Consider the following 14,818-nt stretch of genomic DNA (forward strand, 5'->3'; position numbering starts at 1 on the left):
TATTATATAGTTTCTATCTTTGCAAGTTTTTTATACGATATTTATTATTATAGTTTGTCCATGAGGTTTTAAAGTTATCATTATTATTTTGGCAGTAATTATAGAATTTTTTTAAAAGCTGAACTCTTTTTTCAGCATCAGATTTTCCTAAGGAATCTTGTCCACTTAATAAATCAGCTCCGCCAATTAATTTTTGTCGCTTCATTATATCATAGAAGCTTACTTTCTTTGAATTTATCATCATATCGTACATTGCCATAAATGTGGTTGTTCTGCCTTTACCTCCTCGACAGTGAAAATGAAGCCAAGTACCTTTAGGAAGATTTTTTACAAAGCTAACAAAGGAATTAATTTGAGCATCATCAGGGGTTTTATGATCAGGAACTGTGATTCTTGAGTAATTAATGCCTAAAGCTTTAGCTAATTGTTCTTCTGTTTCAACGCTTTTTACATCATTAAGCTGTGAAATATTACTTATGGATTTCTTTTTTGAAAGTTTATCAAAGGTAACCTTTTTATCTTTTGATATGCGCATTAGCTTATTATTTTCATCCTTTAATACTTCTGAACTTGTTAGGTTAAGGTTGGCATCATCATTTTTTCCATACCAGCTTATACCTATTCCATTTACAAAGATATGAGATTCCTGACGTAAATCTATATCTACAATTGGTTTGTTCCCAATTTTATTTTTTATAGATTTTAGTTCATCCTCTGAGAAGGCACCACTTCCAGAAGCATTTAAGTCAGATAAGCCAGATAGGTTTAATGAACCTTTTTTATGTAAGCTTATAGTATCGCTTGTAGTTCTAAATTTTGGTGGTAAGGTATTTTTGTTTTCAGCATCAATAACTAATTTAACTTTATGTTCCTTAAGTGGTGTTCTTTTAAAGAAGTCAAAGTTATAAATAGAGATAGTTACAATTGCTGTAGCTAAAATTCCAATACAGATTAATTTAGTTTTTTTATGCAAAGTAATTCCTCCTTGGGTTATAATTAAAGTTTCAAGAATTATGATATACTAAAAAAATATATTCAAAGTTAATTTATGGTTAAATTTTTAAAAATTATATATTTTATATTGTATTAAATGACTATTTTTAATTAAACTAAGGATAAAACAGATACTTATAATTAGTTATATCACGAAAAATAGTAATAATATACTTTTTAGTGGATACATTAGCTATAATCCAGTATTATATGTATTAATTATAAGTGGAATTCGTGAGATAATATTAGTTAATAGATGAGGAGGGAATAGTCTATGAAAAGGGCAAATTATAAAATATTATATGCAGTTATGGTGGTATTAATTTTTGGACTACTATTTAGTGGCAGTAATAATATAAAGGCAGATACTATAACTGGAAAAAACAACAATAATATAACGGTTATTGCACATCGAGGTATATATTTTAATGAACCAGAAAATTCCCTTGAGGCAATTGAAGATTCAATAAAACACAAGGTAGATTATGCCGAAATTGACGTTCAAGAAACAAACGATGGTGTTGTAGTTTTAATGCATGATAAAAATTTAAGAAGACTAGCAGGAGTAAATAAAACTGTTGATGAGTTAAGTTATAATGATATTGAAAAGTTAAATATATCAAGAGGGATTTTTAATAAAAAGAAGATAACTAGAATTCCAACACTTAATAGTGTAATTAGAAAGTGTGATAATAGAGTTAAGCTAATAATAGAAATTAAGCCATATGGAAATACCGTAGATTTAACTAATAAGGTTGTTGATATTATCAAAAAAAATAATTTTGAGAAAAAATGTTTGGTTCACTCTATGAGTTATAGAATATTAGTTCAAGTGAAATCTTTGGATTCTGAAATAAAGACTGGATATATAGTATGTAGGCCAGTAAGAAATTTATCTGCATTTAATGTTGATTTTTTTAGTGTAAGAAATATTTGCGCCACTAAAAAAGTAGTTTCTATAATTCATTCAAAGCATAAAAAAATATTTGTATGGACAGTAGATAATCCATATGCTATGCAGCATGTTGTTAGTTTAAAAGCAGATGGAATAATAACAGATCGACCTAGTATCTTAATGGGTAAAAGAGTTAATAAAGTAACTAAGGCAAAGAAGTTTTAATTAATATGGTGCTTTATTAATCTGTATTCAATTAAGGTTAATATTACTATTGCGAGATCAAAGATACTTAAAACATTGAGCCATATTGAATATTTAATAGCACAACGATATAATTGGTAAAAAATAAATAGCAGAAGAGAAAATATTGTAAGAGGATAAGCCCAGGTTTTTTTATTCCAAAGCATTAAGATTAAAAAAAGTTTTATTATACCGTGAGATATTAAGTAAAAGACTCCGAAGGATTGACTGCTTAACGAAAAGTCTGATGCAAGTCTCATGGCATAGTTTGCAACAATATCTTTAGGGTCTTCTGACAGCTCGTGTTGAGTTAGCAAGACTATTATTTTATTTAATCTAGTTGGATTTAAAAATATTAGTAATATTCCTCCGAGTATTTCGAGAAGACCGTCTATTCCTTTAACTAAGATTGCTATTCTAAAGCTTTTATGAAGTATACTGAACTTTCTTCTTTTTAATAAAGAGTTTTTCATATCATTATGGTACATCTAAAATTCCCCCTGAAGTGTAATATTATCTTAGTATTACACTTTTTTTATATTTATATTACATATAGTATTAGGGGAATAGCTTTAGAAATAATAATGTGGTATAATTTTACAGTACAGTTTCATAGTAATTTGAAAAACTTTAGTTGAATGTGGGCTACTGGTATCACCTATCCCTTTCAAGGGAGGTGATATGCATGAGTAATGATGTTCTAACATTGCTATTTCAAGGCGGATTGTTCTTGATATCACTATTGACTCTGATAGTGTTACTTATAGAAAAAATCTCAAAAAAATAGTAGCCCCACGCGCAATTGGTTGCTACTATTTTTTATATTATTAAATAGTGATATCAGTTGCTCACAACTGAAATTGTACACAATAGGGTGTTACAGCACCCTATTGTTATTTTTTGTATCTTATATTTATATTATATCAAACTTAAAATAAAATAAACACATATTTTTTAAAGACCTACTTAATTTCTATTTGCAGAAATTTCAACTAGCAGTTTTAGAGCTTTTTTTTATAGAGGCCAAAATAAAAGAGGTAATTGGAAGTATAACTATAAATAAAAGAGCATATATGGGATATATATCTGATGCTATATATAATTGGTCCAAAGGTGATTTAAACATTGTAATTGATAGTACAGCGCTTATAGCAGTAACAGGAAATACTAAAGGTTTATAGCTTCTCAGCTTAAAGCACTGGGCAATAGAAATTACTGTAGCATAAAGAAAAAAACAAATCTTCATTAGAAGGTTGAATAGCAAAAATACTGCAGTAGTTACTTCCACTCTTGTTATGACTTCTCCAACATTAATTAAGCTTGAGACTTGATAGGCTGGCTGAACTTGTAGGGAGCTTACATTACCAAGAACTAAGGTATTTCTCACCAAAACAAATAAGAAGAATATAAAGCTTAAAATTAAACCAGTGAAGGCACTTTTCCTTAATTTTGTTTGATCGTTAAGATGTGGAAAGAATATCATAAATACAATAATTTCGCCAAGAGGAATAGCAACCATAATATTGGTTCCCTGAACGAATTGCCCTAGATTTAACTGGAGTGGTGGGAGCAGATTGGAAATATGTATATCCTTTGCAATTAAAGCTGTTATAATTATGGAAAGCATTACTGTTAAAATTGATAGTATGGAAGATACTCTTGATATTACTTCGGCTCCTTTTCTTACGGCATAAATACATAGTATAGCAGCAGGGATGATAAATGGTATAATATCTGAATTTTGAGATAAGTAAGTGGAGAAAAAGTCAGCTAGAAACCTAAAGTTTGCTGGAATTATAAACCAAAAATAAAATATGTATAGTAAAGAAATCAAATTGACTAAAAGATTTCCGTAAATTTTAGCGTGTATTTCTATAATTGTTTTGCCAGGAAACTTGCTACATAAAGATACATACATGAATAGTAAAAATAGTACTATAATAAAACCAGAGATTAAAACTACCCAGGTATCCTGCTTTGTGTATTGACTGACAAAAACTGCAGTAAAAGTAGAAGCTTCAATAAGGGAAAGCATAATTAAAGACAACTGCTTGCTTGATATCATACCCTGTGCAGTTAACATACATATCACTACCTTTTTGTGCAAATTTTTTATTTGTAATTAAGATGTAAAAGATTTTTTACTATAAAAGTTATTATATTTAAGGGATTTGGCACGGGAAGATTTAGAATATATAATAAAACTAAAACCAAGCTCATGAACATTAGTATTGAAAAAACAGTGAGATCCTTATAGTATTTATTTGTGATTAAAGCAGGAACTTCATAGAGAGCAACACCAATAAAAACAATTATACTTAAAAGCACCATAGCACATACCTCATTTTTTTATTTGGCCATAATAGGTTTACTAATTCTACCATTTCTTCTTAGTTTACAATTTACGTTTACTTCAATATTGAGATTTTTGAAGGTTTTGTTCCACTGAGGTTCTATCTTTTTAAAGTATTTTGGATGTCTTCTATATATAGCATCCCCAAAACCAAATATATCTGCATTTAAATCCCTTGATTTTAGAATTGCAGCTTCTATTTGCTTTTTAATAGTTTCTTCTTCTGCTTTTTCAATTACTTTAAAGTTATCAGGAGTTGCGAGATTTTCAGATGAATTTTGTTCTAATAAATTACCCTCCTGCTTTATGTTTATCTTCATAATTAGTTTGTTATCCTTAAGTTTAGCCGCAATCTTACCTTTTGAATGAATTGTTTCTACATCAATAGTTCCTTTATACCCTGGCAAATTTACAGGTACAACGCCAGTCTTTACTTTGTTAAGAGCCCAAAGTAAGCCTCTAGTTTGCTGGCTATCTAGAGTTCCTATCATTTTATCTTTTTTAAAAACAGCAGTACTTGTAAGACGTAAAGCTTTAGTTCCAGCACTGTTATTAGTTGATATCTCAACTATTGGTATAATAGGGGCGCTTGTTTTACTCATTATTCTTTCTGTAAAGTCCTTAAGGTTTATTGCTGGTATTTCAGAAACCTCTTTTTGCTCACTAATTAATTCTGCTAAATTTCTTCCTTGAGTATCTTCCATATTGGGAGGTACACTTAATATGTCTTTAACTTTAGATTTGGTTATTAAAAGCCATACCAATAGACGAGTTTCTCTATATCGCATAAAAAAATCCAGATATTTTGCTATACCACTTTTTGCAGCACTCTCTCCTAATACAATAACTTGGTTATGAGAAAAGAATAGCTGTCTATCTAATTTACGATTAAAGGTTTTTACTATTTTACCTAACCCATTTCCGGTTTCAGTTAAATTAAGAGTAACGTTATTTGCAGAAGGTGCACTTCCACCACTACTTATTGAACCGCTTTTATTACTGGATAACTTGGCTAGTTGAATGGTCATTTCCGTGTCATCACAGTTTTCTAGTTTATCGATTCCTACAGCAAGCACTATTGCTAGTTTATTTAGCTCCCTTGAATCTATACATGAGGTTAAATTTACAGCTATTAATATGCAGGAGATTATTTTGAGAAATTTTTTTCTACAACTTTTCATAAACTTTCACCTCGCAAAAAGTATCTATTCCTTTGAGTTTCTATGGGAGGGTTTTACTGGTTTGTTTCCAGAATTACTTTTTCTTAGGTTATGCCAACCTATAGTTCTTGGTCTTGTAAACATACTCCACAAAGGAAATCTTAAAAATGAGTCCTTTAAGTCTCTTGCAGTAACTGGTGCTAATGGTGACAAGTATGGAGTGCCGAAGGATCTTAATGACACAAGATGAATCAATACAGCTAGGAGTCCAATTCCTATTCCATATATACCTAAAAGTGCTCCTAAAAAAAGCAATAATAGTCTCAAAATAGCTGTAACGTCTGTGTAAGAGGGAACAACAAAGCTTGCTATTGCAGTAAGAGCCACAACTATAACCATAATACCTCCAACTAGTCCTGCAGATACTACAGCTTCCCCTATAACCAAGGCACCTACAATACTAACCGCCTGACCTACGTTACGTGGAAGCCTTATACCAGCTTCCCTTAATATTTCAAAAACAATCATCATCATTAAGGCTTCTAAAAAAGCGGGAAATGGAACGCCTTCGTGGGCAGCTGCCATGGTAAATAGCAGTGTTGTCGGAATTAGTTCCTGATGAAAAGTGGATAGAGCAACGTAGGTTACTGGAAGTAATATACTTATTGAAAAGGAAACAAATCTTAAAATTCTTATGAAGCTTGCATAATATGGTCTAGAGTAGTAGTCTTCAGAGCTTTGAAAACCTTCTATAAAAAGCATAGGAACTGTTAGAGCAAAAGGAGTTCCATCAACTAAAATTGCAGCTCGCCCTTCAAGTATCTTTGCAGCTACTATGTCTGGCTTTTCTGAGTTACCTATTGTTGGGAAAATAGAAAAGGATTCATCTTCTATATATTGTTCAATATATCCAGACTCTAGTATGCTGTCTGTATCAATTTTATCTAATCTAGTGCGAATTTCTTCAATAAGTTTTGGATTTACAACATTTTTTAAATAAACTAAACATATATCAGTATCTGTTTGTTTACCTATTTTCATATTTTCAAAAGTAAGGTTTGGATTTTTAATTTTACGTCTTAGTAGTGACATATTTGAATTAAGATTTTCAGAGAACCCTTCTCTCGGTCCCCTAATCACAACATCTGTTTTTGGCTCTTCTATTGCTCTTGAAGGCCAACCCTGAGTATCTACTATTAGAGCTTTATTTGATCCATCTAAAAGAAATATAGTATTTCCAGAAAGGCAAGTAGAAACTAAATTATTTATGTCATCACTTTCCTTTACATCACCAACTGAAATCAGTCCATCTTTTACTACTTTTAGGATTCCGCTTGATAAGTCTGGTTCCAAAGATTTTATTCTATCATCATACATAAAGGGCTTCATTATGGTTTGGTTTATAATTTTCTTTTCTGTAAGTCCTTTAAAAAAAATCAAAGCTGCCTTTATTTGCATTTTTGAACCAAAGGAGAACTCTCTATAAATTGTATCACTGCTAGTTCCAATAATGCCTTTAAGAGTATTTAAATTTTTCGTAAGACTTGATGAAAGTTTAAGTTCTTTTTTAGAATTTTGATTACTTTCATAATTAGTTGGAGGTTTATGTTTTATGAATTTTAATTTTTTGTTTAAGTAACTAAGCAACTGTATTTCACCAGCCCTTCTTTTTAAATCTTAATTTTGTTTTTTATTTTTATCTGAATTTTTTTTTACGATTTCTTTAAATTCTGGATTATCATATTTAACTTTAAAAATATATAAAACAAGCTCCCAAATAAAAACTAGAAATAGAATCAAAGAATAAGTCCAAGTTGTTATAACCATTAGTATGGGGTAAAAGCCGCGTCCTTTTACAAGAGTTTTAAAAGTATTCATTAGGTGTACAAACATTTAAAAAACCTCCTAAAAATATAATAATTACACCTATAAAAAAGTATTATAGGAATTAAGATGTTCGAGCCAAAACCTCTAAACCAATTGTTAATACAATTCTTTGTAGGTAGTTATTAAATATTTGCTATAGTTTAACCATAAATTTAAAAGGTTATTCTTTAGTTCTCTGGCTGGCTGCTTCCCCCTTATTATAGTTCAGCTCTTTTCTTTTTTAATATGTAGATAAGTAGAAGTAATTGAGGATATATAAGGGCGAATGGGAGACCATAGTATCTTGCATCAAAAGGAAACATCCACTGATGATATGCAAAACTGGGTTCAAAATAAATAGAAAAATACATCATAAATATTCCTGTAAGTATCAACACTAGTTGGCTTTTCTTTATACTAAATACTGAGTTTATAATTATAGCAATTCCATTTAAATACAGAGTCATTTTAAAAAAACCACCTAGGAATATAATGATTACACCTATAACATCTAAATGTGTTATTATATCACCTATATTAATTAATCTTAAAGTTTCTACTAATGGAATGGTCGCAATAGAAGTATATTTTGCTCCTAATGTACAGATATTGATCATAGTTGTAAAACAAAGAAGAATGCCGGATAAAATGACTGCTTTAAAGGAAGCCTTTTTTATAGTATTTATGTCATTTACATAATGCCAATACATTAAAAATACATAGATTTCTCCAAAAGGAAACCAAACTACACCTGGTAGCGATTTAAGTATTGGTTTTAAGCCGTCACCCAAAATAGGAGTTAAGTTTTTAAAATGGACCTCACCGGATATAGAAATTAAGGCAAATAATATAATTAAAAAAAATATAATTGTAGGGAAAATAAATTCAGTAGTGCGTGCGAATACCTCAAAGCCTTTAACGGATACATATAAACTAAGTCCTATAAAGAAAAACAATATAATCCATAAAGGGGTATGAGGTATAACAGTCATTGCTATAAGTTCTATAAATTCTCTTAAGTTACGGCCACAGCCCCAAATAAAGCCCATGGCATACAATATGCAAAGAGGTAATCCTAGAGGTTTTCCTAGTATATTTGTAAATATTTCAACGAGACCTTTAGTTGGAAATGCTTTTTGAAGTTCTAAATAGCTCCATAATATAAAAAGACCTATTAGTAGAGCTAGGAGTACTACAATCCATGCATTTTGTTCAGCTTCAATACCTAAAGCAAAAATAGGTGTACTTCCTACTTCAAATACAAATATTAAAGTAAAGAGTTGATGCTTGCTTAAACGTATCATAATGTAACCCTCTTTGTGTGGTGTAAAATTTTAATATTGAGTATATTATAACCAGTAAATTTTAAAATTATTATTTATTAGGAGTTTAGAGTTTTTAAAAGAAATTTTGGCATAATTTTAGAAGGGCAATTTAAGTATGCCCTTCTTTTTTTAGTAGTTTAAAGAACCAAAGGTTATAAGTTCTTGAAATAAAAAAAGTTATAAAAAGAGTAATCCAGGTTTCGTACCAAGTCCAATGTACGTATTTAAGTATGTTTGTATATCTTTCAACAAATACTTCAGCAATTGTTATGTAGGTGCAAAAGTAGAAGTAGTACATAAACTTTTGAAAGCGGCTTTTCTTTTCTGGATAGTTGGTTATAAAAAGTGCACAAATTGATGGATATATAAAATATTCAAATGAGAAACTTGTTTTATTTGCATTGGGAAAAAACCTAACGGGGTAAACTATTAATCCTAATTGTGATACGACTAAACCTGATACCCAGGTTATACTTAGCTTAAATAAAAAAGCTACTTGAGCTTCGCAAAGTTTATTTCTTGGAATAAATTTAAATAGTAGAATTATAGTTATGATCCAACCCATTAAGATAAGTATATAATCTATATTCATAAAATTAACTCCCTATTATGTAAGATTCAGTATATACAAACGCATTTAAATACTTTTAATAGGTTAGCTAATTATTTTTTAATTATACAAAGATATAGTAAGATTAAGTATTAACATATTATATTTATTGTTGTAACATTATTGTCACATAAAAAGAGTAATATATTAACGTAGTAATTGTTTTAAATAAAAATCAGCCCTTTAGGTTTTCTTTAGGCTGATTTTTTTAGTTAACAAAGTATATAAAATTTAATATGTAAAAATTGGCTTAAGTAACATGAGAATTTTAGCATAGATAATTTAGAAATGTTGGCGCTGTTAATGGGCTATTTTTTTTTGTTCCAAGCAGCATAACCTAAACGTTTTAATGATAATTGCCGCATAATTTCAAGCCATGATTTTTCATCGCCATTATGGAATTGTGAAAAAATGGATAATAAGTGTTCGCGCTGTATGTTGCTGATTTCTTTTTCTAACCTTTCACCTTCATTTGTTAAAAAAATTTCTTTGATCCTGCGATCATAATCAGATTCTTTACTAAAAATCAAGCCTTTATTAATTAGTATGTGCATCGGTTTATGCAGCGCTTGCTTACTTATTTCTAACAACTTTAACAGTTCATTTACACTAAGTCCTGGAAATCTAGCTACAAAAAATAAAATACGGTGATGTATACGCTGTATTCCATACTTTTTAATAATCAAATCTGGTTCTTCTGTAAATGTTTTATATGCAAAAGAAAAAAGCACTAATGCCTCATTCAGTTGCTGTTCTTTTTCTTTATTCATAGTAAAATTCCTGCCTTCTCTTTTTTAAATAACGCACCATATGATAAAAATTTAGTTTATCGGTATCTTTTTATATTACAAGTTTACATCCTAAAAAGTCAATGTACTTGACTAAAAATGGGACTTGTTATATCATAATAATTAGGTCAACTTAGTTGACCTAATTAAGGTGGAGGTGACAATTTTGAAGAGTGAATACACAATTGGAAGATATTTGTTAGACCGTTTATCAGAGTTGGGTATTCGGCATATCTTTGGTGTACCTGGAGATTACAATCTATCCTTTTTAGACTATATAATGGAGTACAAAGGGATAGATTGGGTTGGAAATTGCAATGAATTGAATGCTGGGTATGCTGCTGATGGATATGCAAGAATAAATGGAATTGGAGCCATACTTACAACATTTGGTGTTGGAGAATTAAGTGCCATTAACGCAATTGCTGGGGCATACGCTGAGCAAGTTCCAGTTGTTAAAATTACAGGTATCCCCACAGCAAAAGTTAGGGACAATGGATTATATGTACACCACACATTAGGTGACGGAAGGTTTGATCACTTTTTTGAAATGTTTAGAGAAGTAACAGTTGCTGAGGCATTACTAAGCGAAGAAAATGCAGCACAAGAAATTGATCGTGTTCTTATTTCATGCTGGAGACAAAAACGTCCTGTTCTTATAAATTTACCGATTGATGTATATGATAAACCAATTAACAAACCATTAAAGCCATTACTCGATTATACTATTTCAAGTAACAAAGAGGCTGCATGTGAATTTGTTACAGAAATAGTACCTATAATAAATAGGGCAAAAAAGCCTGTTATTCTTGCAGATTATGGAGTATATCGTTACCAAGTTCAACATGTGCTTAAAAACTTGGCCGAAAAAACCGGATTTCCTGTGGCTACACTAAGTATGGGAAAAGGTGTTTTCAATGAAGCACACCCTCAATTTATTGGTGTTTATAATGGTGATGTAAGTTCTCCTTATTTAAGGCAGCGAGTTGATGAAGCAGACTGCATTATTAGCGTTGGTGTAAAATTGACGGATTCAACCACAGGGGGATTTTCTCATGGATTTTCTAAAAGGAATGTAATTCACATTGATCCTTTTTCAATAAAGGCAAAAGGTAAAAAATATGCACCTATTACGATGAAAGATGCTTTAACAGAATTAACAAGTAAAATTGAGCATAGAAACTTTGAGGATTTAGATATAAAGCCTTACAAATCAGATAATCAAAAGTATTTTGCAAAAGAGAAGCCAATTACACAAAAACGTTTTTTTGAGCGTATTGCTCACTTTATAAAAGAAAAAGATGTATTATTAGCAGAACAGGGTACATGCTTTTTTGGTGCGTCAACCATACAACTACCCAAAGATGCAACTTTTATTGGTCAACCTTTATGGGGATCTATTGGATACACACTTCCTGCTTTATTAGGTTCACAATTAGCTGATCAAAAAAGGCGTAATATTCTTTTAATTGGGGATGGTGCATTTCAAATGACAGCACAAGAAATTTCAACAATGCTTCGTTTACAAATCAAACCTATTATTTTTTTAATTAATAACGATGGTTATACAATTGAACGTGCTATTCATGGTAGAGAACAAGTATATAACAATATTCAAATGTGGCGATATCATAATGTTCCAAAGGTTTTAGGTCCTAAAGAATGCAGCTTAACCTTTAAAGTACAAAGTGAAACTGAACTTGAAAAGGCTCTTTTAGTGGCAGATAAGGATTGTGAACATTTGATTTTTATAGAAGTTGTTATGGATCGTTATGATAAACCCGAGCCTTTAGAACGTCTTTCGAAACGTTTTGCAAATCAAAATAATTAGTTCAAAATATAGCATTTTAAATAGTAATCTTAAGCGTGCATTATAGAATTGAAAATAAAAATTCAGAATATTCTTACTGAATCTATCTATAGCCTATTATATTTTTTAATTAAACTACGATTATCTATATTAGTAGTTAAATGGAATTTATGGAGGCGAAAGTATGGGTATAAAGTCAGTAAGTCCAATAAAAGCATGTAATAAGGCTTTTTATTCTAAGGATGAAAAGAATTCAAAAGATAGCTTCTATAACAAACTAAAGAAAACTATAAATACTAATGAAGATGAAAATATATTGGAGGAGATAAATAGCGAGCCTACTGAGGATAAGGAAGAAGATCTTTTGTTATATCGGGTTTTAAAAAAGGATGGTTTTAAGCTTAAAGGCCATTCATTTAGCTGGGTAAGAGAAAATTGTAATTTAGTAATCTTTCCTCCTATTACAGCTCCAGGACACTTAAGAAAACAATTTAAAGACTATATTAGTACTTTGAATTTAAAAGATAAAGAAAAAAATGATATTGGCTTTTCAATAGTTGCACAGTATGCACTCTATATTAAAGAAAATCCTAAGGAAACTATGAAAGCCTATAGTAATGAGGCTATGAGTAAATTGATTTTAAATCTACTGGAGTATAATGAAAAATACAAAAAAAGGACTGATAAACTTTCTATTATAAGATATGAAAATACAAGGCTTGTATTAAATAGGCTTCTTGATTATATTAATACTAAGCATTAGGGTTAGAATTTAATATTAACCCTAATACATAATATTAGCATAATCAAGAAGCTTTTATATTTATTAAAAAAGGAACAAGGTAAGTCCCAAAATAAAGTATAAATAAAATTAATTTACTAATAATATTTTTATACTAACATTTTGGAGGAAGCATTTATGATGGATAAATTCCTGGATATCTTATTGGGTAAGCCTTTGGCAAATGAGCAAGGTTCTCATGAAAAGTTTAATATTCCTTTTGGATTGGCCGTAATGGCTAGCGATGCTATTTCATCAGTGGCTTATGCTGCAGAAGAAATTTTAATAGTATTAATAGTTGTGTTAGGGCTTCAAGCATATACTTGGCTTAGCATAGTGGCATTAATGATAATTGGACTGCTTGCCATTTTAACGGTATCTTATCTACAAATAATAAGGGCTTATCCTCAAGGTGGAGGTGCGTATATAGTTGCAAAAGAAAATATAGGTACAGTACCGGGACTTGTGGCAGGAGCAGCTCTTTTAATTGATTATATTTTAACGGTTGCTGTTAGTGCTAGTGCAGGTGGAGCTGCTATTTTGTCTGCATTTCCAGGATTATTAAATTACAAAGTACTTATAGTTATAGTATTTATTGTGGTTCTAACAATTTTAAATTTAAGAGGAGTAAGTGAGTCTTCAAAGATTTTTAGCTTACCTACTTACATATTTGTATTCGGTATGATGTTTATGATAGTTTTTGGAATATTTAAGTATGCATTTTGGGGAGGAGCTGCAAATCAGGTTAATAAAGTTGTCTTAAAGCAAACAGCTGATGTTAGCATTTTTCTGATATTGAGGGCCTTTTCCCAAGGATGTTCTGCTTTAACTGGACTTGAAGCCGTAAGTAATTCTGTGCCAAATTTCAAGGAACCAAGTCAAAGAAATGCTAAAATAGTAATGATACTACTGTCTTCTATAATACTATTTATATTTGGAGGTTCATCTATTTTAGCTAATCTTTACCGTGCAGTTCCGGGAGAGAATGTCACAGTACTCGCTCAAATTGCAGAAGGAGTTTTTGGAAGAAACTTTATGTTCTATTTGATTCAGGTTTCAACGGCTATAATACTTTTAATGGCTTGCAATACAGCTTTTACTGGATTTCCTATGCTTATGTATGTCGTAGCAAGGGATGGATTTGTACCAAGGCAATTTACTCATAGGGGAAAAAGACTAAGCTTTTCCATAGGTATTGTGTCCTTATCTGTTATTGCAGGAATATTAGTTATAGTATTTAAAGCAGTTACTCATAATCTTTTGCCACTTTACTCTGTGGGAGTATTTATGTCCTTTACACTTGCTCAAACAGGTATGGTAATTCATTGGAGACAGGGTAAAGAAAGAAATTGGCGTATAAGAGCTTTAATAAATGGATTTGGAGCTGTTGTAACAACTATAACAACAGGGATAATAGCTTATGAAAAATTTGAAGCAGGAGCATGGATAGTAATAATTTTAATACCTATTTTAGTTTTTATCATGCTTGCAATTAAAAGACATTACAACATTGTGGCAGAGCAGCTTCGTGCACATCTAAAAGATTATAAGGCGGCGGATTTACAAAAAAAATTCACACATCTTGCAGTTGTTCCCATTGCTAGCTTAAATAAAGCTTCTTTGAGTGCACTTCAATATGCAAAAAGTGTAACTGATAACGTGATTGCGTTAAACATATCCATAAGCAAAGAGCAAATGGAAAAGTTAAAGGCATCCTGGAGTGAGCTTGATACGGATATAGTTTTGGTAAGCAAATATTCGCCGTATAGACATATAGTTACGCCACTTCTTCAGTCAATAGATGATATTGCATCTAGAGCATCTGATGACGAGAAGATAACAGTAGTTCTTCCGCAATTTATAACTCATAAGTGGTGGGGAAATTTACTTCACAACAATACTGGAATCTTTCTTAGAGAGAGTATTCTTAGAAATAAAAACGTAATTGTATCAACGTATCCCTATCATTTGGATGATGATGAATGATAAAAAAA

Annotated in this window: 14 protein-coding genes; 5 read left to right on the forward strand and 9 right to left on the reverse strand. The window is 30.6% G+C overall.

Translation table 11 applies throughout. The annotated features are described in order from the left end of the window. Positions 1–13: 13 nt before the first annotated feature. The gene (locus tag CA_RS19285) at positions 14–973 is read right to left on the reverse strand and encodes a fused DSP-PTPase phosphatase/NAD kinase-like protein (RefSeq protein ID WP_010890699.1); all 960 of its coding nucleotides are present in this window, start codon (positions 971–973) and stop codon (positions 14–16) included. 294 nt (positions 974–1,267) lie between these two features. Between CA_RS19285 and CA_RS19290 the strand changes: the two genes are divergently transcribed. Next, the gene (locus CA_RS19290; RefSeq protein WP_010890700.1) at positions 1,268–2,113 is read left to right on the forward strand and encodes a glycerophosphodiester phosphodiesterase; all 846 of its coding nucleotides are present in this window, start codon (positions 1,268–1,270) and stop codon (positions 2,111–2,113) included. Here the strand turns inward: CA_RS19290 and CA_RS19295 are convergent. Then, a complete protein-coding gene (locus tag CA_RS19295) occupies positions 2,110–2,619 on the reverse strand; it encodes a DUF2127 domain-containing protein (protein ID WP_010890701.1) in 510 nt (169 codons plus the stop codon). The two genes, CA_RS19290 and CA_RS19295, sit on opposite strands and share 4 nt — an antisense overlap. A 197-nt stretch (positions 2,620–2,816) precedes the next feature. Here CA_RS19295 and CA_RS19300 point away from each other — a divergent pair, with 197 nt between their 5' ends. After that, positions 2,817–2,918: a putative holin-like toxin gene (locus CA_RS19300; RefSeq protein ID WP_043943648.1), complete on the forward strand. Its 102-nt coding sequence runs from the start codon at positions 2,817–2,819 to the stop codon at positions 2,916–2,918. Positions 2,919–3,119: 201 nt separating this feature from the next. On the opposite strand, the gene CA_RS19305 is transcribed toward CA_RS19300, so the two are convergent. The 7 genes from CA_RS19305 to CA_RS19335 form a co-directional block, all read right to left on the reverse strand. Next, positions 3,120–4,214: an endospore germination permease gene (locus CA_RS19305; RefSeq protein ID WP_010890702.1), complete on the reverse strand. Its 1,095-nt coding sequence runs from the start codon at positions 4,212–4,214 to the stop codon at positions 3,120–3,122. A 266-nt stretch (positions 4,215–4,480) separates the two neighbouring features. Next, positions 4,481–5,665 carry a Ger(x)C family spore germination protein gene (locus CA_RS19310; RefSeq protein ID WP_010890704.1) on the reverse strand — a complete coding sequence of 395 codons (1,185 nt, stop codon included), beginning with the start codon at positions 5,663–5,665 and terminating at the stop codon, positions 4,481–4,483. Positions 5,666–5,689: 24 nt separating this feature from the next. Further along, the gene (locus CA_RS19315; protein ID WP_010890705.1) at positions 5,690–7,291 is read right to left on the reverse strand and encodes a spore germination protein; all 1,602 of its coding nucleotides are present in this window, start codon (positions 7,289–7,291) and stop codon (positions 5,690–5,692) included. A 30-nt stretch (positions 7,292–7,321) separates the two neighbouring features. After that, positions 7,322–7,537 carry a hypothetical protein gene (locus CA_RS19320; RefSeq protein ID WP_010890706.1) on the reverse strand — a complete coding sequence of 72 codons (216 nt, stop codon included), beginning with the start codon at positions 7,535–7,537 and terminating at the stop codon, positions 7,322–7,324. A gap of 191 nt (positions 7,538–7,728) precedes the next feature. Beyond that, positions 7,729–8,814, reverse strand: coding sequence for a spore germination protein (locus tag CA_RS19325; RefSeq protein WP_010890707.1), 1,086 nt, complete (start codon positions 8,812–8,814; stop codon positions 7,729–7,731). A 130-nt stretch (positions 8,815–8,944) separates the two neighbouring features. After that, entirely contained in the window at positions 8,945–9,427 is a 483-nt protein-coding gene (locus CA_RS19330) for a CBO0543 family protein (protein ID WP_010890708.1), read from the reverse strand. Between the two features lie 326 nt (positions 9,428–9,753). Next, positions 9,754–10,215, reverse strand: coding sequence for a MarR family winged helix-turn-helix transcriptional regulator (locus CA_RS19335; RefSeq protein ID WP_010890709.1), 462 nt, complete (start codon positions 10,213–10,215; stop codon positions 9,754–9,756). Positions 10,216–10,399: 184 nt separating this feature from the next. On the opposite strand from CA_RS19335, the gene CA_RS19340 reads away from it, so the two are divergent. The 3 genes from CA_RS19340 (at position 10,400) to CA_RS19350 (ending at position 14,810) form a co-directional block, all read left to right on the forward strand. Then, on the forward strand, positions 10,400–12,064 hold the full coding sequence (locus tag CA_RS19340; RefSeq protein ID WP_010890710.1) for an alpha-keto acid decarboxylase family protein: 1,665 nt from the start codon (positions 10,400–10,402) through the stop codon (positions 12,062–12,064). Positions 12,065–12,227: 163 nt separating this feature from the next. Next, the gene (locus CA_RS19345) at positions 12,228–12,806 is read left to right on the forward strand and encodes a hypothetical protein (protein WP_010890711.1); all 579 of its coding nucleotides are present in this window, start codon (positions 12,228–12,230) and stop codon (positions 12,804–12,806) included. A gap of 156 nt (positions 12,807–12,962) precedes the next feature. Further along, entirely contained in the window at positions 12,963–14,810 is a 1,848-nt protein-coding gene (locus CA_RS19350; protein WP_010890712.1) for an APC family permease, read from the forward strand. The last annotated feature ends 8 nt before the right edge of the window (positions 14,811–14,818 follow it).

The organism is Clostridium acetobutylicum ATCC 824, from assembly GCF_000008765.1.
GTDB lineage: Bacteria > Bacillota > Clostridia > Clostridiales > Clostridiaceae > Clostridium_S > Clostridium_S acetobutylicum.

What these genes read in the sequence shown, in the direction of transcription:
- CA_RS19290 (WP_010890700.1), top strand. Translation starts at nt 1,268, where the DNA reads ATGAAAAGGGCAAATTATAAAATATTATATGCAGTTATGGTGGTATTA.
- CA_RS19295 (WP_010890701.1), bottom strand. Translation starts at nt 2,619, where the DNA reads ATGTACCATAATGATATGAAAAACTCTTTATTAAAAAGAAGAAAGTTC.
- CA_RS19300 (WP_043943648.1), top strand. Translation starts at nt 2,817, where the DNA reads ATGAGTAATGATGTTCTAACATTGCTATTTCAAGGCGGATTGTTCTTG.
- CA_RS19305 (WP_010890702.1), bottom strand. Translation starts at nt 4,214, where the DNA reads ATGTTAACTGCACAGGGTATGATATCAAGCAAGCAGTTGTCTTTAATT.
- CA_RS19310 (WP_010890704.1), bottom strand. Translation starts at nt 5,665, where the DNA reads ATGAAAAGTTGTAGAAAAAAATTTCTCAAAATAATCTCCTGCATATTA.
- CA_RS19320 (WP_010890706.1), bottom strand. Translation starts at nt 7,537, where the DNA reads ATGTTTGTACACCTAATGAATACTTTTAAAACTCTTGTAAAAGGACGC.
- CA_RS19325 (WP_010890707.1), bottom strand. Translation starts at nt 8,814, where the DNA reads ATGATACGTTTAAGCAAGCATCAACTCTTTACTTTAATATTTGTATTT.
- CA_RS19330 (WP_010890708.1), bottom strand. Translation starts at nt 9,427, where the DNA reads ATGAATATAGATTATATACTTATCTTAATGGGTTGGATCATAACTATA.
- CA_RS19335 (WP_010890709.1), bottom strand. Translation starts at nt 10,215, where the DNA reads ATGAATAAAGAAAAAGAACAGCAACTGAATGAGGCATTAGTGCTTTTT.
- CA_RS19345 (WP_010890711.1), top strand. Translation starts at nt 12,228, where the DNA reads ATGGGTATAAAGTCAGTAAGTCCAATAAAAGCATGTAATAAGGCTTTT.
- CA_RS19350 (WP_010890712.1), top strand. Translation starts at nt 12,963, where the DNA reads ATGATGGATAAATTCCTGGATATCTTATTGGGTAAGCCTTTGGCAAAT.